The organism is Halomonas stenophila (assembly GCF_014192275.1).
Taxonomy (GTDB): domain Bacteria; phylum Pseudomonadota; class Gammaproteobacteria; order Pseudomonadales; family Halomonadaceae; genus Halomonas; species Halomonas stenophila.
The window spans coordinates 210,142-229,448 of the sequence record NZ_JACHXR010000001.1 but is presented as its reverse complement, the minus strand read 5'-3'; the positions used below and the strand labels follow the sequence as shown (position 1 = coordinate 229,448).

General features: G+C 67.9%; 14 protein-coding genes. 6 read left to right on the top strand and 8 right to left on the bottom strand.

All coding sequences use genetic code 11. The features are described 5' to 3' along the window. The first annotated feature begins 6 nt into the window (after positions 1 to 6). Entirely contained in the window at positions 7 to 1,236 is a 1,230-nt protein-coding gene (locus tag FHR97_RS00995) for a pyridoxal phosphate-dependent aminotransferase (protein ID WP_183381912.1), read from the top strand. A gap of 114 nt (positions 1,237 to 1,350) precedes the next feature. Beyond that, positions 1,351 to 2,250 (top strand): protease HtpX, encoded by a 900-nt coding sequence (gene htpX, locus FHR97_RS00990; protein ID WP_183381911.1) that lies wholly within the window; start codon positions 1,351 to 1,353, stop codon positions 2,248 to 2,250. Positions 2,251 to 2,326: 76 nt separating this feature from the next. Here htpX and pdxB read toward each other — a convergent pair whose 3' ends face one another. Beyond that, positions 2,327 to 3,475: a 4-phosphoerythronate dehydrogenase PdxB gene (gene pdxB, locus FHR97_RS00985; protein WP_183381910.1), complete on the bottom strand. Its 1,149-nt coding sequence runs from the start codon at positions 3,473 to 3,475 to the stop codon at positions 2,327 to 2,329. 117 nt (positions 3,476 to 3,592) lie between these two features. Here pdxB and FHR97_RS00980 point away from each other — a divergent pair, with 117 nt between their 5' ends. Continuing rightward, positions 3,593 to 3,871: a hypothetical protein gene (locus tag FHR97_RS00980; RefSeq protein WP_183381909.1), complete on the top strand. Its 279-nt coding sequence runs from the start codon at positions 3,593 to 3,595 to the stop codon at positions 3,869 to 3,871. A 165-nt stretch (positions 3,872 to 4,036) separates the two neighbouring features. Here FHR97_RS00980 and FHR97_RS00975 read toward each other — a convergent pair whose 3' ends face one another. Beyond that, positions 4,037 to 4,375: a glutaredoxin family protein gene (locus tag FHR97_RS00975; RefSeq protein ID WP_183381908.1), complete on the bottom strand. Its 339-nt coding sequence runs from the start codon at positions 4,373 to 4,375 to the stop codon at positions 4,037 to 4,039. A 94-nt stretch (positions 4,376 to 4,469) separates the two neighbouring features. Then, on the bottom strand, positions 4,470 to 6,689 hold the full coding sequence (rlmKL, locus tag FHR97_RS00970; RefSeq protein WP_183381907.1) for a bifunctional 23S rRNA (guanine(2069)-N(7))-methyltransferase RlmK/23S rRNA (guanine(2445)-N(2))-methyltransferase RlmL: 2,220 nt from the start codon (positions 6,687 to 6,689) through the stop codon (positions 4,470 to 4,472). A gap of 262 nt (positions 6,690 to 6,951) precedes the next feature. Here rlmKL and rmf point away from each other — a divergent pair, with 262 nt between their 5' ends. After that, positions 6,952 to 7,158, top strand: a complete 207-nt coding sequence (gene rmf / locus FHR97_RS00965) for a ribosome modulation factor (protein ID WP_082042631.1) — start codon at positions 6,952 to 6,954, stop codon at positions 7,156 to 7,158. 81 nt (positions 7,159 to 7,239) lie between these two features. Here the strand turns inward: rmf and FHR97_RS00960 are convergent, their stop codons facing one another. Beyond that, positions 7,240 to 8,253 (bottom strand): quinone-dependent dihydroorotate dehydrogenase, encoded by a 1,014-nt coding sequence (locus tag FHR97_RS00960; RefSeq protein WP_183381906.1) that lies wholly within the window; start codon positions 8,251 to 8,253, stop codon positions 7,240 to 7,242. Positions 8,254 to 8,505: 252 nt separating this feature from the next. On the opposite strand from FHR97_RS00960, the gene mgtE reads away from it, so the two are divergent. Beyond that, the gene (gene mgtE, locus FHR97_RS00955) at positions 8,506 to 9,858 is read left to right on the top strand and encodes a magnesium transporter (RefSeq protein WP_183381905.1); all 1,353 of its coding nucleotides are present in this window, start codon (positions 8,506 to 8,508) and stop codon (positions 9,856 to 9,858) included. A gap of 102 nt (positions 9,859 to 9,960) precedes the next feature. Here the strand turns inward: mgtE and FHR97_RS00950 are convergent, their stop codons facing one another. The 4 genes from FHR97_RS00950 to FHR97_RS00935 form a co-directional block, all read right to left on the bottom strand. Beyond that, on the bottom strand, positions 9,961 to 14,802 hold the full coding sequence (locus FHR97_RS00950) for an NAD-glutamate dehydrogenase (protein ID WP_183381904.1): 4,842 nt from the start codon (positions 14,800 to 14,802) through the stop codon (positions 9,961 to 9,963). A gap of 182 nt (positions 14,803 to 14,984) precedes the next feature. Further along, on the bottom strand, positions 14,985 to 16,103 hold the full coding sequence (gene trmA, locus FHR97_RS00945) for a tRNA (uridine(54)-C5)-methyltransferase TrmA (RefSeq protein ID WP_183381903.1): 1,119 nt from the start codon (positions 16,101 to 16,103) through the stop codon (positions 14,985 to 14,987). A 60-nt stretch (positions 16,104 to 16,163) separates the two neighbouring features. After that, positions 16,164 to 16,940 (bottom strand): glutamate racemase, encoded by a 777-nt coding sequence (gene murI, locus FHR97_RS00940; protein ID WP_183381902.1) that lies wholly within the window; start codon positions 16,938 to 16,940, stop codon positions 16,164 to 16,166. A gap of 232 nt (positions 16,941 to 17,172) precedes the next feature. Further along, positions 17,173 to 17,718, bottom strand: coding sequence for a hemerythrin domain-containing protein (locus FHR97_RS00935; protein WP_183382466.1), 546 nt, complete (start codon positions 17,716 to 17,718; stop codon positions 17,173 to 17,175). Between the two features lie 202 nt (positions 17,719 to 17,920). On the opposite strand from FHR97_RS00935, the gene FHR97_RS00930 reads away from it, so the two are divergent. Then, on the top strand, positions 17,921 to 19,261 hold the full coding sequence (locus tag FHR97_RS00930; RefSeq protein ID WP_183381901.1) for a replication-associated recombination protein A: 1,341 nt from the start codon (positions 17,921 to 17,923) through the stop codon (positions 19,259 to 19,261). Positions 19,262 to 19,307: the final 46 nt, after the last annotated feature.

Here is a 19,307-nt window from a genome sequence, read left to right as displayed (position 1 = left end):
CGACCCATGGATACAGCCCCCCTCAGGAAATCGCACAAGCTCGACAACGTCTGCTACGACATCCGCGGCCCGGTGCTCGACCACGCCAAGCGGCTGGAAGAAGAAGGCCAGCGCATCCTCAAGCTGAACATCGGCAACCCCGCGCCGTTCGGCTTCGAGGCGCCGGAGGAGATCCTCCAGGACGTGATGCACAACCTGCCCACCGCCCAGGGCTACTGCGACTCCAAGGGGCTGTACTCGGCGCGCAAGGCGATCATGCAGGAATGCCAGCGCAAGGCGATCCCCGGGGTGGGCATCGAGGACATCTTCATCGGCAACGGTGTCTCCGAGCTGATCGTGATGGCCATGCAGGCGCTGCTCAACGATGGTGACGAGGTGCTGATCCCGGCACCGGACTACCCGCTGTGGACCGCCGCCGCCAACCTGTCTGGCGGGCGTGCCGTGCACTACCTGTGCGACGAGCAGGCCGACTGGGCCCCGGACCTGGCCGATATCCGCGAGAAGGTCACCGGCCACACCCGGGCCATCGTCATCATCAATCCCAACAACCCCACCGGTGCCGTCTATCCGCCGGCAGTGGTCCGCGAGCTGCTCGATATCGCCCGCGAACACGACCTGGTGGTGTTCTCCGACGAGATCTACGACAAGATCCTCTACGACGGCACCGAACATGTGGCCACCGGCTCGCTGGCCGCCGAGGATCAGCTGGTGGTGACCATGAACGGGCTGTCCAAGAGCTATCGCTGCGCCGGTTTCCGCAGTGGCTGGATGACCTTCTCGGGCAACATCGCCAAGCAGAGGGCGGAGGACTTCCTGCAGGGCATCAACATGCTGGCCTCGATGCGCCTGTGCGCCAACGTGCCGGCCCAGCATGCCATCCAGACCGCACTGGGCGGCTATCAGTCGATCAACGACCTGATCCTGCCCGGTGGTCGACTGCTGGCGCAGCGCGACATCACCTACGACAAGCTCAACGCCATTCCCGGCGTGTCCTGCGTCAAGCCCAAGGGGGCGCTCTACGCCTTCCCGCGGCTCGACCCCAAGGTGTTCAATATCGAGGATGACCAGCAGCTGGTGCTGGACCTGCTGCTCCAGGAGAAGATCCTGCTGGTCCAGGGAACCGCCTTCAACTGGCCGGACCCGGACCATGTGCGCATCGTCACCCTGCCCTGGGCCGACCAGCTCGAGGATGCCCTGGATCGCTTCGCCCGCTTCCTGTCACGCTATCGCCAATAGATCACGTCACGCTTGAAACCCGGCGCAAAAGCCCGTATCTAAGCATCTGCTTGTTCACGCCGCACCTCGCCGGTGCGGCCATTGCGCGACAACCCCGACGGGAGACCTCCGGCAATGATGAGAATCCTGCTCTTCCTGGGCACCAACCTGGCGGTGATCCTGGTGGCCAGCATCACCCTGCGCCTGCTCGGCGTGGAACCCTACCTCACTGCCCAAGGGATCAACTTCAATGCCCTGCTGATCTTCTGCTTCATCTTCGGCATGGCCGGCTCGATGGTGTCGCTGTTCATCTCCAAGTGGATGGCCAAGCGCACCACCGGCACGGTGATCATCGAGCAGCCGTCCAACAGCAGCGAGAAGTGGCTGCTGGATACCGTGGCCGAACTGGCCCGGGATGCCGGCATCAAGACGCCGGAGGTGGGCATCTTCCCCGCCCAGCAATCCAACGCCTTCGCCACCGGCTGGAACAAGGACGACGCCCTGGTGGCGGTCTCCGCCGGCCTGCTCAACCGCATGCGCCCGGAGGAGATCCGTGCGGTGCTGGCCCACGAGATCGGCCACGTGGCCAACGGCGACATGGTCACCCTGGCCCTGATCCAGGGGGTGCTCAACACCTTCGTGATGTTCTTCGCCCGGGTGGTGGCCCAGCTGGTGGACAGCTTCCTGCGCCGGGACGACAGCGGGGGCCTGGGCTTCTTCGGCTACTTCGCGGTGGTGATCGTCGCCGAGATCGTCTTCGGCCTGATCGCCTCGGCCATCGTCGCCTGGTTCTCGCGCTTCCGCGAATACCGTGCCGACGCCGCCGGCGCCCGGCTGGCCGGCAGCGGCGCCATGATCAACGCCCTGGCGCGGCTCAAGGCCGAGACCCAGATGCCCGACCAGATGCCGGACACCCTGACGGCCTTCGCCATCACCACCGGCCAGACCCGCAAGTTGATGGAGAAGCTCTTCGCCAGCCACCCTCCGCTGGACGAGCGCATCCGCGCCCTCAAGGAGGCGGCCTACCGCGATTGACCGCCGCTTCACCGCAGCGCAGAAGGCCCGCCAATGGCGGGCCTTCTGCATTCCGGGCTCGAACCTGCCGGCCGTCTCAGGAGGCCTGCGTCACCTGGAAGCCGGCGGCCCGCAGCGGCTCCGCCAGGGCGTCGGCACCCGGACGCAGGGCCACCGCCAGGGTCGCGAACTCCCGGCGCAGGGGGTAGCTCGCCCGGCAAGCGTCGAAGCCTCTGGCTGCTCCCTGGCGGCGGCTCTCGCGAATCAGGCTGTCGTGATCCCGGCGCACGTCATAGACGGCGCGCATGCACAGCCGCAGTGCGTCCTCGACCTCGAGGCCGGCCTCGAGGGTGAGGCTCCGCAAGGGCGGCGGGGGCGCCAGCATCTCGAAGGTCAGCCGTGTCGGCAGCCCCAGGCGATGTGCCAGCGCCTGGTAGATCTGATGGGTACCGCGCAGCTTGCCATCGAGGCTGTAGCCGGCGACATGCGGCGTGGCGATCGCCGCCAGGTCCCGCAGGGCCGCGTCGATGGCCGGCTCGCCTTCCCAGACATCCAGCACCGCGGTGATGTCGCCCTGGGCGGAGAGCCGGCCCCGCAGGGCCTGGCCGTTGACACAGTCGCCGCGGCCGGCATTGAGCACGATGGTGCCCGGCGCCAGCTCGGCGATGCGCCGGGCATCGAGCAACTGGTGGGTGGCATGGGGCCCCTCGCGCACCAGCGGCGTGTGCAGGCACAGCACGTCGCAGGCCTCGATCAGCGTCTCCAGGTCGGCGAAGCCCGTGGGGCCCTCCCGCTCGGCCCGCGGCGGGTCGCAGGCCAGGCAGTCGATCCCCAGGGCCTGGAGGCGCCCCAGCAGCCGCCCGCCGACATTGCCCACCCCGACGATGCCCACGCGTCGCTCGAGGAGCCGGAAGCCCTGGCGCTCGGCCAGGGTGGCCAGACTCGCCAGCACATAGTCCACCACCGCCTCGGCGTTGCAGCCCGGGGCGCTGGCGAAGGCGATGCTCCGCTCGGCCAGGGCCGCCGAGTCGACATGGTCGGTGCCGATCGTGCAGGTCCCCACGAAGCGCAGCCGCGATCCGGCCACCAGGGCCTCGTCGACCCGGGTGATGGAGCGCACCACCAGGGCATCGGCCGAGCGCACCGTGGCGGCATCGATCTCGCGACCCGGGAGGCGCACGACCTCGCCCAGGGGCGCGAAGCACTCCGTGGCGGCCGGCACATTGGCGTCGACGACGATTCGCATGATTCTCTCCTGCCACTTGGCCCGCATGGCTTGTTCACCGGCCATGAGGGCTTACAATACCGGCCTATGTTACACGAGCGGCGCTGCCCTGCGCCGCCGCCGACACCGGGAGCCGCCGTGATCGTCCGCTGGGAAACCGACCATGACTACGTGCTGGTACATGTCCACCAGGACATGTTCGGCGACTGGATCTTCAGCCGCGCCTGGGGACAGATCGGGACCCAGTTCGGCGGCCTGAAGCACCAGCTCGCCGACGACCACGCCCAGGCGATGATGTGGGTCGACGACGAGGCCACCATCCAGGCTTCCCGGGGCTTCCGCAAGGTGCTCGAGGCCGATGACCACAGCCCCGAGGGGCGAGACGCGGTCAGCCAGCTCTCGCTTCTCGAGCCATAAGCCGTAAGCCGTAAGCCGTAAGCCGTAAGCCGTAAGCCGTAAGCCGTAAGCCGTAAGCCGTAAGCCGTAAGCCGTAAGCCGAGATGCTGTCTCTCACCCTATCTGCGGTAACGGTTTTCTCTTATAGCTTACAGCTTAAAGCTTACAACTCCCGGCGCAGCCGGGTCAGCCCAGATACCGCCGTCCCCCCCGGATCTCCGCCCCCCGAGGTTCCGGCCCCGCTTCCCCGCCTTCCCGGACTTCTCTCCAGGCCGCCTCGTCCAGCCAGCCCCGGGCCGCCAGCCAGTCGGCCAGCCGCGCCGGCTCGAAGCCGCGTTCCAGCTCGCTTCCCTCGGCATCCCTCAGCACCGGGATCCGCACCCCGTAGCGCGCGATCAGCGCCTCGTCTTCGCTGATCTCGACTCGCTCCAGCGTGACCTCGTCGCTGGCCAGTCGCCCCAGCCAGGCCTCCAGGGCCTCGCAGAGGTGGCAGCCCAGGGTGGTGTAGAGCGTCAGGCGAATCATGCCCCCTCCCCCTCGTCCGCCTGACGGTGACGGATCAGGAAGCAATGATGCAGGTCCGAGCGGCGGTTGCCAGATCGAGAGCGGATCGAAGGTCTCATGCGCTCTCCCCCTCGCCCGCCTGACGGTGACGGATCAGGAAGCAGTGGTGCAGGTCGGGTCGTCTCTGGAAATCCGGATCGAAGGTCTTCGCCGAGATATCTTCCACGGCGTAGCGCGTGGCCAGGTCGGCATCCAGGGTGAAGCGTCGCTGGTTGTTGGAGAACACCAGGGTCCCGCCCGGGGCCAGGCGCGCCATGGCCAGGCGTACCAGCCGGCCATGGTCGCGCTGCACGTCCAGCGTCTCGGCCATCTTCTTGGAGTTGGAGAAGGTCGGCGGATCCAGGAAGATCAGGTCGAACTGACCACCGGCGGTCTCCAGCCAGTGCAGGCAATCGTCGCGCACCACCCGGTGCCGCGACGGGTCCAGGCGGTTGAGGGCGAAGTTGTCCCGGGCCCAGTCGAGATAGGTATTGGACAGGTCGACGCTGACACTGTCGCTGGCGCCACCATCCCGCTCGGTGCCGAGCGCCGCCTGCACGGTGGCCGTGGCGGTATAGCAGAACAGGTTGAGGAAGCGCTTGCCCGGGGCCAGCTCGGCCAGCAGGCGACGCACCGGGCGGTGGTCCAGGAAGAGCCCGGTGTCGAGGTAGTCGCGCAGGTTCACCCACAACCGCGCCCGCCCCTCGCGAACCTCGAAGCGCTCGCCGCTGGCCGCCTGTTTCTGGTACTGGGCCCGGCCGCTCTGGCGCTCTCGGCGCTTGATCACCACCCGCGACGGGTCGACCTCCAGCACCTCGGGGATCACCGTCAGGGCATCGAACAGCCGCTTCTGAGCCTGGCCGGCATCCACGGACTTCGGGGGGGCATATTCCTGGACATGCACCCGGTCACCGTAGACGTCGATCGCCAGGGCATACTCGGGCATGTCGGCGTCGTAGAGCCGATAGCAGGTCTCGCCGGAGCGCTTGAGCCACTTCTTCAGCCGCTTGCGGTTCTTCTCGAGGCGGTTGGCGAACATCTGCGCGCCCTCGGAGCGCCGTACGGGGCCAGGTGCATCCGGCGTCTCGTCGCGTCCGTCGGCCGCGCCTTCCGGCACCTCCATCAGCAGCAACCGGGCATCCAGGGGCCCGTTCTTCAGCGAATAGTGCTTGTAGGCGCGCAGCCCCGTGCGGTGGCCGAGGTCGGGGTTGGCGGTGAAGAGCGCCAGCCGCCAGCCGGGGAAGGCGAGGCGCGCCCGCTCACCGAGCGTCGCATAGAGGCCGACGAGTTCCGGCAACTCGCCGAGCCGCTCGCCATAGGGCGGGTTGGTGATCACGAGTCCCCGGTCCTGCTCGCCGAGCACCTTGGGGCGCGCCAGGTCGGCAAGACTCCCGCCCTGGAACTCGATCAGCGCCGGGATGCCGGCGCGCATGGCATTGGCCTTGGCCGCCGACAGCGCCGGCGGGCTCTGGTCGAAGCCGTACAGCCGGCAGCGGCAGCGCTTGCGGCCGATGCTCGCCCGGGCCTCGGCCTCGCGCTTGAGTTCGCGCCACAGGACCGCGTCGTGACCGACCCAGCCGTGGAAGCCGAAGCGCTCACGGTGCAGGTTGGGCGCCATGTCGGCGGCGATCATCGCCGCCTCGATCAGCAGGGTCCCGGCCCCGCACAAGGGATCCACCAGCGGTGCCCCCTGGCGGGCCAGCGCCGGCCAGCCGGCCCGCACCAGCAGTGCCGCCGCCAGGTTCTCCTTGAGGGGGGCATGGCCCACGTCGCGGCGATAGCCGCGGCGATGCAGGCTGTCGCCGGAGAGGTCCACCCCCAGGATCAGGCGCCCCCGGTGCAGGTGCGCATAGAGGCGCAGGTCGGGCCGCCGGGTGTCCACGTCGGGCCGGGCCAGCCCCTCGGCGTGCAGTCGATCCACGACCCCATCCTTGACCGTCTGGGCCCCGAAACGGGTGTGGCGGATCGCCTCGGAGCGGCCGTGGAAGTCCACCGCCAGGGTCGCGCCGGGGGCCAGGTGCGCCCGCCAGTCCACCCCTGCCGTGGCCGCACGCAGTTGCTCGGGCGTTTCGATCCCCTCCTCCCGGGCCAGGCACAGCACCACCCGGTTGGCCAGGCGCGACCAGAGGCAGGCACGGTAGGCACCGGCCAGGTCGGCGCGGAAATGCACCCCGGCCACGGTGGTCTTGCCGGGCTCGGCCCCCAACGCGGCCAGCTCGTCGGCCAGCAGCAGCTCGAGCCCCTTGGGACAGGTGGCCAGATAGGCATGGGAATCAGGATCTCGTGTATCGCTCATGGGATGTCCATCGGCGTGGCCTCTGGCCCGCCTCGTTATCGTGACGACCGGGTGTACGTCTTGTTACAAATCAGCTGTCGACAGCGGTGACCGGGTTGCGCTATCTATGAGGTGGTAGCTACCTGACAACGCATGCGTTCCTGTCAATGGGTCTTTCTCACTGGCGGCGTCTTACGCCGCCTTACGGGACCCGACAACACGGGTTCGACGTTCCTCTGTGTGTGCGTCGAATTCAATCGGTACCTTAGCAAGAGGTAGTCCAATGAAACGACAGAAACGTGATCGCTTCCAGCGTGCCTATGTTCATGGGTACAAGGCGGGTCTCTCAGGTCGTTCCCGTGATGACTGTCCGAGTCAAGATATCAATCTACGCGAGTACTGGATGAGCGGTTGGCGTGAAGGTCGTGGAGATCAATGGTCCGGCATGACGGGCGTCTCCGGTATTCACAAGAACCCCATGGTGATGTGACCCCGAGTCCGGGTGGATCGCACCTCGTCGACAGGACGAACCCTCAAGCCCATGGCCAGGCCATGGGCTTTTTAGTGCCTCTCAGCCCCGCTGCAGCGCCCGGGCGCACTCCCCCACCAGCGCCGGCCCCCGATAGATGAAACCGGAATAGAGCTGCACCAGGTCGGCCCCGGCCTCGACCTTGGCCAGCGCCGCCTGGCCGCTGTCGATGCCGCCCACCCCGATGACCGGCATGGAAGGCAGGTGACGACGCAACTCGCGGATCACCCTGTTGGAGAGCTCGAACACCGGCCGCCCCGAGAGACCGCCCTCCTCGTCGGCTCCGGGCAGGCCCGCCACCGCCTCCCGGGAGATGGTGGTGTTGGTGGCGATCACCGCATCGATGCCGTTGGCCTCGAGGCTCGCCGCGACCAGGCGCACTTCCTCGGCGTCCATGTCGGGGGCGATCTTCACCGCCAGGGGCACCCGCCGGCCGCCTTCACGATCCAGCCGACTCGCCTCCTCGCGCAGGGCCCCCAGCAGTTGGTCCAGGTGCTCGCCGAACTGCAGGTTGCGCAGTCCCGGGGTATTCGGCGAGGAGATGTTCACCGTGATGTAGTGGGCATGGGCATGCACCTTGCGCAGGCAGAGGAGGTAGTCGTCCACCGCGCGCTCCACCGGCGTGGTCAGATTCTTGCCGATATTGATGCCGATCACGCCGTCATACCGGGAACGCCGGACCCGCTCGACCAGATGGTCGACGCCGGCGTTGTTGAAGCCCATGCGGTTGATGATGGCCCCGGCCTCGGACAGGCGGAACAGCCTCGGCCGAGGGTTGCCGTCCTGGGGCCTGGGCGTCACGGTGCCCACCTCGACGAAGCCGAAACCCAACGCCCCCAGGGCATCCAGGTGATCGGCGTTCTTGTCGAGCCCCGCGGCCAGGCCGACCCGATTGGGGAAGCGCAGGCCCATCAGTTCCACCGGGTCCTCGACCCGCCCCCCGGCGAGCCGCCCCGACAGCCCGAGGCGTTCGGCCAGATCCAGCGCCGAGAGCGCGACCGAATGGGCCTTCTCGGCGTCGAGGCGGAACAGCAGCGAGCGGGCAAGCGAATACATGACATCTCCTGACGGGCGGCGGGACCACGCGGGCCGAAATCGGGGCGCGAGTATAGCGCAGCCGCCCCTTCACGACGAACCCCGCCGAAGGGCGGGGTTCGTCAGCTCCTCGACCGGCTCTCGTGATAGCCCTCGCCGGCACCTGCCATGTGACGCTCCTTTTATGGTCTACTGACGCACGGAACAGGAGTCCAACATAGGACACATCGAGGCTGACAGGCGGCCTCAATGGCGCGCTGCCAGGGAGACGACATGACCGAGACGACCGAGACGCTGGAACACCGCCTGTCGCGCATTCACCTGGCCCTCGAACAAGAGCACCTGGAGAAGGTCGACGATGTCATCGCCGACCTGGAACCCGCGGAAGTCGCCCTGCTGCTGGAGTCGCTGCCGCCCAACGAGCGGATCCGGCTCTGGGAGCGCGTCCCCCAGGAAGTCGACGGCGAGGTGCTGCTGCATGTCCATGACGAGGTCCGCAGCACCCTCATCGACGACATGGACCATGCCGAGATCGTCGCGGCCACCTCGGGCCTCGACACCACCGACCTCGCCGAGATCTTCGAGGACCTGCCCCAGCTGGTCGCCGAGGACATGCTGCGCTCCATGGACGAGCTGCAGCGCACCCGCCTGCAGGAGACCCTGGCCTTCGAGGAGGACTCGGCCGGGCGCCTGATGCGCACCGACACCATCGCCGTGCGGGCCGACGTCAGCCTGGAGACGGTACAGCGTTTCCTGCGCTGGAGGGAGGCCGTCCCGGACAACACCCACTCGCTGATGGTGGTCGACCGCAACGGCCTGTTCATGGGCGTGCTGTCGCTGGCGAGGCTGGTGGCCAACGACCCCGAGCAGGCGGTGGCCGACCTGATGGACCCGGAGGTGGACAGCATCCAGGTGGCCATGAAGTCACGGGACGTGGCCACTCTCTTCCAGACCCACGACCTGGTCTCGGCACCGGTGGTCGACGACCAGGGTCTGCTGCTCGGCCGCATCGTCATCGATGACATCGTCGACGTGATTCGCGAGCACTCCGAGCAGGCACTAATGAACATGGCGGGCCTCGACGAGGAGGAGGATCTCTTCGCCCCGGTTCTGCCCAGCGCCAAGCGCCGGGCAGTGTGGCTCGGCATTAACCTGCTCACTGCCTTCCTGGCCGCCTGGGTGATCGGGCGCTTCGAGGATGCCCTCGACCAGTTGGTGGCCCTGGCGGTGCTGATGCCGATCGTCGCCAGCATGGGGGGCATCGCCGGCAGCCAGACGCTGACCCTGGCCATCCGCGGCCTGGCGCTGGGTCAGATCAGTCGCACCAACAGCAACTGGCTGCTGCGCAAGGAAGTCGGCATCGCCGCCCTGAATGGCCTGCTGTGGGCCCTGGTGGTGGCCGTCCTGGCGGTGCTCTGGTTCGGCAGCCTCGGCATCGGCGTGATCATCGCCGCGGCCCTGGTGATCAACATGCTCGCCGCCGGCGTGGCCGGCATCGTCATCCCGCTGCTGCTAAAGCGGGTGGGCATCGACCCGGCCCTGTCGGGCTCGGTGGTGCTGACCACGGTCACCGACGTGGTGGGCTTCATGTCCTTCCTGGGCCTGGCCACGCTCTTCCTGCTGTAACCCGTCCCCGCCCTACCGGCCACGAACGCGACCCCCCGCCAGATGGCGGGGGGTCGCGTTTCAGGCCCCGCACCAAGCGGGACTCGGGGAGGCCGGACCGGACTATGCCTCGCTTTTGCTCTCGGCCAGGTCCACCAGTTCGCGGACCGCGACGGCAAACAGCGGGAAGCCGCCCTGGCTGCCGCCGCCCACCTCGTCGATCAGGCGGCACCAGCGCTGATGCATGCCCTCATGGAGCGACAGCCAGCGCTCGACGCGCTCGGCGGTCTCGCGAGGCCCCTCCTCCATGCCGAGCACGCTGGCCGTCAGCGCCAGCTGCTGGCGCTCGATGTCGTCACGGAAGGTCTCCCGGGCCTTGGCCTGCCAACTGTCCGCGACATCGAGGCGGGTGACCTGCTGCAGGAGCCACGGCAGCTCGAGACGCGCGCCGACCTCGTAGAAGATCTCGGCGACCCGCTGAGGCTTGTCGCCGGTCTGCCGGGCGGTGTGGATGATGCCCAGGGCCGCATAGAGGCTGTTGGCCGCGGCCACGGTGCTGGCCAGGGCCTCGGGCACGCCGGCCTCGACCAGCTCGACGCGGCGCTGCTGCCACTGGGTATGCTCCTCGCCGCGCAGGCGCTTGCCGATGTTCTCCTGCAGCTGAGCCAGGCGCGGGGCGAAGTAGTCGATGGCGTCCCGGGTGGTCATGCCGCTGCGCTGACGCAGGAACCAGCGGGTGGAGCGGCGCAGCATGCGCATCAGGTCGAGCATCATCGAGTACTGCACTTGGCTCGGTACCTGGTTGTCCAGCGCCTCGACCTGCTCCCAGGTACGCGCCAGCTGGAAGCTGTCCCGGGCGATGACATAGGCCCGCGCGATGTCCGCCCGGCCGGCGCCGGTGGAGTCGATCAGGCGGCGCACGAAGACCACCCCCATGTGGTCGATCATGTCGTTGGCCACCTGGGTCGCCACGATCTCGCGCTTCAGGCGGTGCCCGTACATCTCGTCGCGGTAGCGCTCCACCAGCACCGCGGGGAAGACACGCTCCACGTAACGGATGATGGTCGGGTCATCCGGCACGTCGGAGACGATCAGGTCCCCCTTGAGCACGCTCTTGGCATAGGAGATCAGCACCGCGAGTTCCGGCAGGGTCATGCCCTGGTGGTGATGGGTCCGCTCCAGCAGCTCCTCGTCGCTGGGCAGGAACTCCAGTTCGCGGTCGATCTGGCCGGCGGCCTCCAGCTCGCTGATGAAGCGGCGGAAGGGGCCGATGCCCTGCTGGGAGAGCAGCTCGGCGAGGTCCAGGGCCTGGGTCTGGCGATAGTTGTCCCGCAGCACCAGGTCGGAGACCTCCTCGGTCATCTCGGCGAGCAGCTGGTTGCGCTGCTTGTCGGTCATGTCCCCCCGGGCGACCACCTCGTCGATGAGGATCTTGATGTTGACCTCGTGGTCGGAGCAGTTGACGCCACCGGCATTGTCGATGAAGTCGGTGTTGACGCGCACGCCCTTGGCGGCGGCCTCCATCCGGCCACGCTGGGTCAGGCCGAGGTTGCCGCCCTCGCCGACCACGCGGCAGTTGAGGTTCCGCCCGTCGATGCGCAGGGCATCATTGGCCTTGTCGCCGACCTGGGTATCGGTCTCCTCGCTGCTCTTGACGTAGGTGCCGATCCCGCCGTTCCAGATCAGGTCGACCCGGGAAACCAGCATGGCGCGAATCAGCTCGTTGGGCGAGAGCCTGTCCTCGCGGATGCCGAAGACCTGCTTCATCTGCGGCGTGATGCGGATCGACTTGGCGCTGCGCGGGAAGACGCCGCCGCCCTCGGAGATCAGCGAGGTGTCGTAGTCCTCCCAACTGGAACGCGGCATCGCGAACAGGCGCTGGCGCTCGGCGAAGCTGGCGGCGGCGTCCGGGATGGGGTCGACGAAGATGTGCAGGTGGTTGAAGGCCCCCACCAGGCGGATCCGGTCGGAGAGCAGCATGCCGTTGCCGAAGACGTCGCCGGCCATGTCGCCGATGCCCAGCACGCTGAACTCGTCCTGCTGGGTGTTGACGCCGAGGCCGCGGAAGTGGCGCTTGACCGACTCCCAGGCGCCCTTGGCAGTGATGCCCATCTTCTTGTGGTCATAGCCGTTGGCCCCGCCGGAGGCGAAGGCGTCGCCGAGCCAGTGGCCGTACTCGGCGGAGATCTCGTTGGCGATGTCGGAGAAGGTCGCGGTGCCCTTGTCCGCGGCCACGACCAGGTAGATGTCGTTGTCGTCGTGGCGGACCACGTCGCGGGGCGGCACCACCTCGCCCCCCTCGAGGTTGTCGGTGACATCGAGCAGGGCGCGGATGAAGGTCTTGTAGCAGGCGATGCCCTCCAGCTGCAGGGCATCGCGACCGCCCCCCTCCGGCAGGCGCTTGCAGACGAAGCCGCCCTTGGCACCCACCGGCACGATCACCGCGTTCTTGACCTGCTGGGCCTTGACCAGGCCGAGCACCTCGGTACGGAAGTCCTCTTGACGGTCCGACCAGCGCAGCCCCCCGCGGGCCACCTTGCCACCCCGCAGGTGCACGCCCTCCACCCGCGGCGAGCAGACGAAAATCTCGTAGGCGGGACGCGGCTTGGGCATGCCGGAGACCCGCGAGGGCTCCATCTTGATGGCGATGTAGTCCTTGAAGCGCCCGTCGTCGGCCTTCTGGTAGTAGTTGGTGCGCAGCGTCGCCTGGATCAGCTCCATGTAGCGGCGCAGCAGTTGATCGTCGTTGAGGCTCGGGACCTCGTCCAGCAGCGCCAGGATGCGCGCCTCGCACTCGGTGATCTCGCTGGGCTCGGGGCGGTCGGCGGGATCGAAGCGCAGCTCGAACAGGGTCACCAGCTCCCGGGTGATCTCGGGATGATTGACCAGGGTGGTGGCGATGTAGTCCTGAGACATGCCGAAGCGGATCTGCTTGAGGTAGCGGGCATAGGTCCGCAGCATCGCCACTTCCCGCCAGTCCAGGTTGGCGCCGATGATCAGTCGGTTGAAGGCATCGTTGTCGGCCTCTCTGGTCCAGATGCGCTGGAAGGCGTCGATGAACGGCTCGCGCATCTCCTGGAGGTTCACCTCGACGCTGGTATGGTGCTCCAGGGTGAAGTCATGGATCCAGTAGGAGCCATCGGTGGCCTGGACCCCGTAGGGCCGCTCGCCGAGCACCCGCAGCCCGAGGTTCTCCATCATCGGCAGCACGTCGGAGAGCGGAATCGGCGCGTCGGCATGGAAGAGCTTGAGGTTGACCCCGCTGCCCTCCTCCTCGATCAGCCGGTACAGCGACAGCGCCAGGGGCAAGCCGTCGTCGAGCTCGCCGATATGCTGCAGGTCATAGACCGCAGTGCGGGCGCTGAAGTCATCGCGGTAGCTGGCCGGGAAGGCATCGCGGAAGCGGCTCATCAGCAGGTTGGCCTGCTCCTCGCCGAACCCCTCGATGGAGGCGTTGAGCAGGTCGTCGCGCCAGTTGCGGGCCAACTTGACCAGCTTGTCTTCCAGGCGCTTGATGTCGTAGTCCACCGGGCGCTGGTCATTGAAGCGCAGGATGAACTGGATCCGCGCCAGCACCGACTCCGACAGGTAGGTATTGAAGTCGCCGAAGGTGGCGTCGAGCTCCTCGCACAGCAGCGCCTGGAGACGCAAACGCAGCTCGGTGGAGAACACGTCCCTGGGCACGAACACCAGGCAGGAATAGAACTTGCCGAAGCGGTCCTCGCGGATGAACAGCCGCACCCGGCGACGCTCGCGGATATCGAGGATGCCCAGCGCCGTCTGGGTCAGCTCGTCGATGTCGATCTGGAAGAGATCGTCGCGGGGATAGACCTCGAGGATCTGCAACAACTGCTTGCCGTTGTGCCCCTTCGGGTTGAAGCCGGAGATCTCCATCACCGACTGGAGCTTGCGCCTCAGGATCGGCACGTGACGCGGCGAGTCGTTGTAGACGGTGGAGGTGAACAGGCCCAGGAAGCGCCGCTCACCGATCACGCTACCGTGCTCGTCGTAGCGGTCGACGGAGATGTAGTCGGGATAGGTCGGTCGGTGGATCCGGGCGTGGTGGGCACTCTTGGCGAAGGACAAGAGCTGGGGCACCAGCACGAACTGGTCGCCATCGACCCCCATGTCGGTGCGGATCCGCTCGCGATAACGGGGCTGGTCGAGGCGGAACACGCCGAGCTCACTGCCGGCCACCTTGTCGAGGCGCTGGCGAGTGCCGTCCTCCTGGACCTCGTACTCGTCATAGCCGAGGAAGGTGAAGTTGTCCTCGAGCAGCCAGTTCAGGAAGGCGATGGCCTCGGCATGGTCCTCGGGGTCGACCTGCTCGGGCCGGCTTGCCTCGAGCTCGGCGATGGCCGCCCGCGCCTGCTCGCACATGGGCTCGAAGTCGCGGACCGCGGTGCGCACGTCGCGCAGCACTTCGTGCAGGCTGGCCTCGATATCCTCCAGCTCGGCGGGGTCGGAGTGGCGATCCACCTCGATGGCAATCAGCGACTCCCGTGCCGCGGGCGCCCCGGCGTCCTTCGTCCCCGCCACGGCCTTGAGGCAATGCGCCTGGTCGCGCTCCACGGCCAGCACGGCATTGTGGATGGCATGCACGGTCATGCCACGACGGTTGAGTTCCACCCGCACCGAGTCGACCAAAAACGGCATGTCCTCGTGGAGCACGGCGACGAAGGTGTGGGTCGACTGCCAGCCATGCTCCTCGAAGTCCGGGTTGAAGACCCGCACCTTGGGCGCATCGGGCTCGAACTGCTGGATGAAGTGCCACACCGACAGGGTCGCCCCATAGAGATCGTCCAGCCGTCGGTCGGCGAGATCCTCCAGCGGCACATTGGCGTAGAAGAGCCGAGCGAAGGCGTAGACCGCCGCGGCCTTGTCCTTGTCCAGACGGCTTTGCAGCCGTTCCGTGAGCTGCTTGAGCAGATCCTGACGGCTCTCCTCGTGTGCGACTTGTAGCATCCATCACCTCGACTGCCAGCGGCCGCGAAACGCGGCCGGGATCACTTGACGTAGGGAAACGACCCTTCCGCCCCATGGGTCAAGAGCTTACGTCAATCCCCGCACCATCCCTAATGACATGCCCTTTTGCTCATGGTGCATGTCGGTTGCGCATCGCGCCTTGACAAGGTCGGCGCGACCCGTCACGACCGCGATCGGTCCCGTTTCGTCAGCAGCACCCCGCATTCGCAGTGGTGGGTCCAGGGAAACTGGTCGAACAGGGCGAACCGTTGCACCTCATGGGTTCGGGTCAGGGTCTCCAGGTTATCTGCCAATGTCTTCGGGTTGCACGAAATATAGACGATCCGCTCGTACTCGCTGAGTTGGCGGCAGCTGGCGTCGTCCAGCCCGGCCCGGGGCGGATCCACCAGCACCGTGGAGAAATCGTAGTCGTCGAGGCCCATCTCCGCGACTCGCCGCCCGCCCCTCTCGCCGCGAAGGGCCTGGGCGAACTCCTCGGCAGACATGCGCCCCACCTCGGCATTGGTGATGCCGTTGGCCGCCAGGTTCTCCCTGGCGCTGGCCACCGAGGTCCGCGAGATCTCGGTGGCCAGGACGCGGCGGAAGTTCTCGGCCAGTGCGACGGTGAAGTTGCCATTGCCGCAATACAGCTCCACCAGGTCGCGGTCACCGCTGCCGGCGGTGACGTTCCGCGCCCAGGACAGCATGGCCCGGCAGATCTCGGCGTTGGGCTGGGTGAAGCTGTTCTCCACCTGCTGGTAGGCGAACTCGCGACCGTCGACGGCCAGACGCTCCCAGACGTGGTCCCGGGTCAGCACCCGACGCTGCCTGCGAGCCCGACCGATGATCATGATGTCCAGCGCCCGTTCCAGGGCACGCGCCTCGGCCTCCCAGGCCTCGTCGAGCGAGCGATGGTAGATCAGGGTGACCAGCGCCTCGCCGGACAGGGTGGTGAGGAACTCGACCTGGAAGAGCCGGTGGCGCAGCACGGGCGTGTCACGCAGGGCCTCGCGGAGCCGAGGCATCAAGGCGTTGATGCGCCGGCTGGCCACCGGAAAGTCGTCCAGCCGGACCACCGTCTTCTGCTTGGGGTCCGCGGGGTCGACCTCGAACATCGCATAGAAGAGGTCGTCGCCCTCGTGCCACAGGCGGAACTCGCAGCGCTGCCGGTAGTGGCTGGCCGGCGAGGGATAGACCTCCAGCGGCGGAGGCGAGAAGTGCGCGAACTCCGCGGTCAAGCGCTCGCGCTTGGCCGCGAGCTGGTCGTCATAGCGGTCGGGATCGACAACGGGAATGGCCACGGCGGCTCCTGGATGGTGATCGAAAGGATACGAAAGGCTAGGGAACGGGGCCCGGGGCGCTCAGGCCAGGGCGAGCCGGCGAGTGTCGACGAAGCCGAAGCCGGCGAGCCCGCGCGCGAGGGCCGGCGACGGGGCGGTCACCCAGCCCAGCTCGAGCGCCGGACGGCGCTGCGGCGAGACGACGACCTGCCCGGTACGCCGGGCGATGGCATCGCCGGAATCCACCCAGCGCAGCGGCCGGGGGGCGGCCTCGGCGAGCCGGTCCCGCAGCAGCGGGAAGTGGGTGCACCCCAGCACCAGGGTATCGAGGTCGGGCAGTGCCTCGAGCGGCGCCAGCACGCGACGGAGCCGGGCGACGTCGGGCGTCTCGCCGAGCACCAGGCGCTCGGCCTCGCCCACCAGGGGGTCGGCGGCGAGGCGCGTGACGCGACAATCCCGGGCGAACTCCTGGATCAGGCGCAGGGTATAGGGGCGGGCCACGGTGGCACTGGTCGCCAGCAGGCCGATATGGCGACTCTCGCTCAGCCCCGCGGCCGGCTTGATCGCCGGCACGGTCCCCACCACCGGTACCGACAGGCTGGCGCGCAGCGCCTCGAGGGCCAGGGTGCTGGCGGTATTGCAAGCCACCACCAGGCCACTGCAACCACTGGCGGCCACCGCTGCCCGGCAGACCCTCAGGATGCGAGCCACCAGCCAGTCGTCCTCGCGGACGCCATAGGGCAACATGGCGTTGTCACAGGCATAGGCGAGGGCCACGTCGGGCAGCCGTCGGCGCAGTGCCGCGACCACCGAGAGCCCGCCCACCCCGGAATCGAAGACCAGGATCGGCCCCGCCATCAGGCCACCTCCGACGGGCCGAGCGCCCACCACCGCGGCCCCCGGCAGGGCGCGGTCGGCAAGGCAATGGCAAGGGTGGTGTCCGGCATGGCGTCAGGCCCCGTCTCAGGATGCGGGGCATTCTACCTCAGCCGTGCGAGGACTCGAAGGTGCATGGCGTCATACGACGCCCGGACGGTCCCGCCGCACCGCCCGGGCCAATGACGTGCCCCGTCGGGAGGGGTGGCAGCCCTCAGGTCGCGGGTTCGGGCGCGTCCCGCAGTTCGGCATAGAGCTCCGGGTAGGCTTCCTGCAGGCGCTCCAGCTTCTCGGCGGCGCCCTCGGGCAGGGACTCGGCGAGGGTCTCGAGATCGCCGTCCTGGAAATGTTCACGGATCATCGGGAAGAGCAGCTCCCGCTCGTCGCGCAGGTAGGCGCGGTGCGCCTCCACATAGGCCCTGAGGTCGTCGGCGAAGCGGTCCATGGGAATCACCGCATCCATCAGGATCATGTCGAGGTCATCGGACAGGCGCTTGAGCTGGGCCTTGAGCGCCCGGTAGTCCCTGGCCAGCCGCGCGGTCACCTCCTCGGACTCGGGCACCACCTGCTTCAGCCGCTCGGTGCAGACCTTCTCCAGGGGCTGGGTGAACCCCTCCTGATAATCGAGGATATAGTCCACGACTTCGCGTACCAGCTGGAAATTCGGCCGTTCACCGGCCGCCAGGGTCTTCTGCTTGAGCTGCAGAACGTGCAATATGCGGGCCATATTGGCATGATCCTGGCGCAGTTGATTCAGCATGGGCATTGCGGAGGCCTCCTCTGTAATCAGGCACATGGACGCAAGGCACCTTCGATTCGACTCGCCTTGTCCCGTGGGGTTCCCGGTGATGCGCGATGGCGCTATCAAGCTAGCCTGCCATCGGGATGTTTGCCCGCCATCCATGGTCGAAAGTCCAGACTGGACGTATCCACTCTAGCAGCCGTCAGCGGAGGAGTCAGAAATGGACCTGTTCCAGCAGGCCACGTCCGAGGAGACCGCGCCCCTGGCCTGGCGCATGCGACCGCGCCGGCTCGCCGACTATGTCGGCCAGCAGGCCCTGGTGGGGCCCGGCAAGCCACTGCGCCGCATGGTCGAAAGCGGGCTGGTGCGCTCGATGATCCTGTGGGGGCCGCCGGGGAGCGGCAAGACCACCCTGGCGGAGATCCTCGCCGAGGAGTCCGGCGCCCACCTCGAGCGGCTGTCGGCAGTGATGGCCGGCGTCAAGGACATCCGCGCCGCGGTGGACCGCGCCCGGGCCGCCCAGGGGCAGGGACGCGGCACCCTGCTGTTCCTCGACGAGATCCACCGGCTCAACAAGAGCCAGCAGGACGCCCTGCTGCCCCATGTGGAATCCGGCCTGCTGACGCTGATCGGCGCCACCACCGAGAACCCTTCCTTCGAGGTCAACTCGGCGCTGCTGTCCCGGGCCCGGGTCCACGTGCTCAAGGCGCTGTCGGAGGAAGAGCTGATCCGGGTACTGCACCAGGCCCTCGCCGACGCGTCCCATGGCCTGGGCGCCCGGCGCATCGCCGTGGACGACGAGGTGCTGGCCCTGCTGGCACGGGCCGCCGCCGGGGATGCCCGCCGTGCCCTGGGGCTGCTGGAGACCGCCTGCGACTTCACCACCCCGGAAGGCGACGGCGAGCGCTTGCCCCGCGAGGCGCTGGAGGACGTCATCGGCCATCAGGCCAGCGCCTTCGACAAGCAGGGCGACCACTACTACGATCTGCTCTCGGCCGTCCACAAGTCGGTGCGCTCCTCGCGTCCCGATGCCGCCCTGCTCTACATCGCCCGCTTCCTCCAGGGCGGCGGCGACCCGCTGGACGTGATCCGCCGGCTGACCGCCATCGCCTCCGAGGACGTGGGCAACGCCGACCCCCGCGCACTGCCGCTGGCCATATCGGCCTGGGACGCCTACCTGCGCCTCGGCGACTACGAGGGCCAGCGCGCCATCGCCCACGCCGCCATCCATCTGGCCGTGGCCCCCAAGAGCAACGCCATCGACCAGGCCTGGAAGCGGGCCAAGGCCTTCGCCGCCGCCCAGCCGCGCCTCGAGGTGCCCACCTACCTGCGCAACGCTCCGACCAGGCTGATGGAGTCGCTCGGCCATGGCGAGGGCTACCGCTACGCGCACAACGAGCCCAACGGTTACCCCGCCGGCAGCGCCCACGACTGCTGGCCGGAGGACGTGCCGGTCGAGCGCTTCTACGCCCCCAGCGACTACGGTCAGGAAAAGCGTTTCAAGCAGATGCAGGAGTGGCGTGCCGAGCTCGATGCGGCCGCCGATCGGGAAACGCCCTGAGTCATCGCGGGTCGCCCAGAAACGCCCGCACCAGCGCCGGCTTCTT

Bases quoted from the DNA above. Each gene is read 5' to 3' on its own strand.
- FHR97_RS00975 (WP_183381908.1), bottom strand. From the start codon at position 4,375: ATGATTCGCCTGACGCTCTACACCACCCTGGGCTGCCACCTCTGCGAG.
- FHR97_RS00950 (WP_183381904.1), bottom strand. From the start codon at position 14,802: ATGCTACAAGTCGCACACGAGGAGAGCCGTCAGGATCTGCTCAAGCAG.
- FHR97_RS00930 (WP_183381901.1), top strand. From the start codon at position 17,921: ATGGACCTGTTCCAGCAGGCCACGTCCGAGGAGACCGCGCCCCTGGCC.
- pdxB (WP_183381910.1), bottom strand. From the start codon at position 3,475: ATGCGAATCGTCGTCGACGCCAATGTGCCGGCCGCCACGGAGTGCTTC.
- FHR97_RS00995 (WP_183381912.1), top strand. From the start codon at position 7: ATGGATACAGCCCCCCTCAGGAAATCGCACAAGCTCGACAACGTCTGC.
- rmf (WP_082042631.1), top strand. From the start codon at position 6,952: ATGAAACGACAGAAACGTGATCGCTTCCAGCGTGCCTATGTTCATGGG.
- htpX (WP_183381911.1), top strand. From the start codon at position 1,351: ATGATGAGAATCCTGCTCTTCCTGGGCACCAACCTGGCGGTGATCCTG.
- FHR97_RS00935 (WP_183382466.1), bottom strand. From the start codon at position 17,718: ATGCTGAATCAACTGCGCCAGGATCATGCCAATATGGCCCGCATATTG.
- murI (WP_183381902.1), bottom strand. From the start codon at position 16,940: ATGGCGGGGCCGATCCTGGTCTTCGATTCCGGGGTGGGCGGGCTCTCG.
- rlmKL (WP_183381907.1), bottom strand. From the start codon at position 6,689: ATGAGCGATACACGAGATCCTGATTCCCATGCCTATCTGGCCACCTGT.
- mgtE (WP_183381905.1), top strand. From the start codon at position 8,506: ATGACCGAGACGACCGAGACGCTGGAACACCGCCTGTCGCGCATTCAC.
- FHR97_RS00960 (WP_183381906.1), bottom strand. From the start codon at position 8,253: ATGTATTCGCTTGCCCGCTCGCTGCTGTTCCGCCTCGACGCCGAGAAG.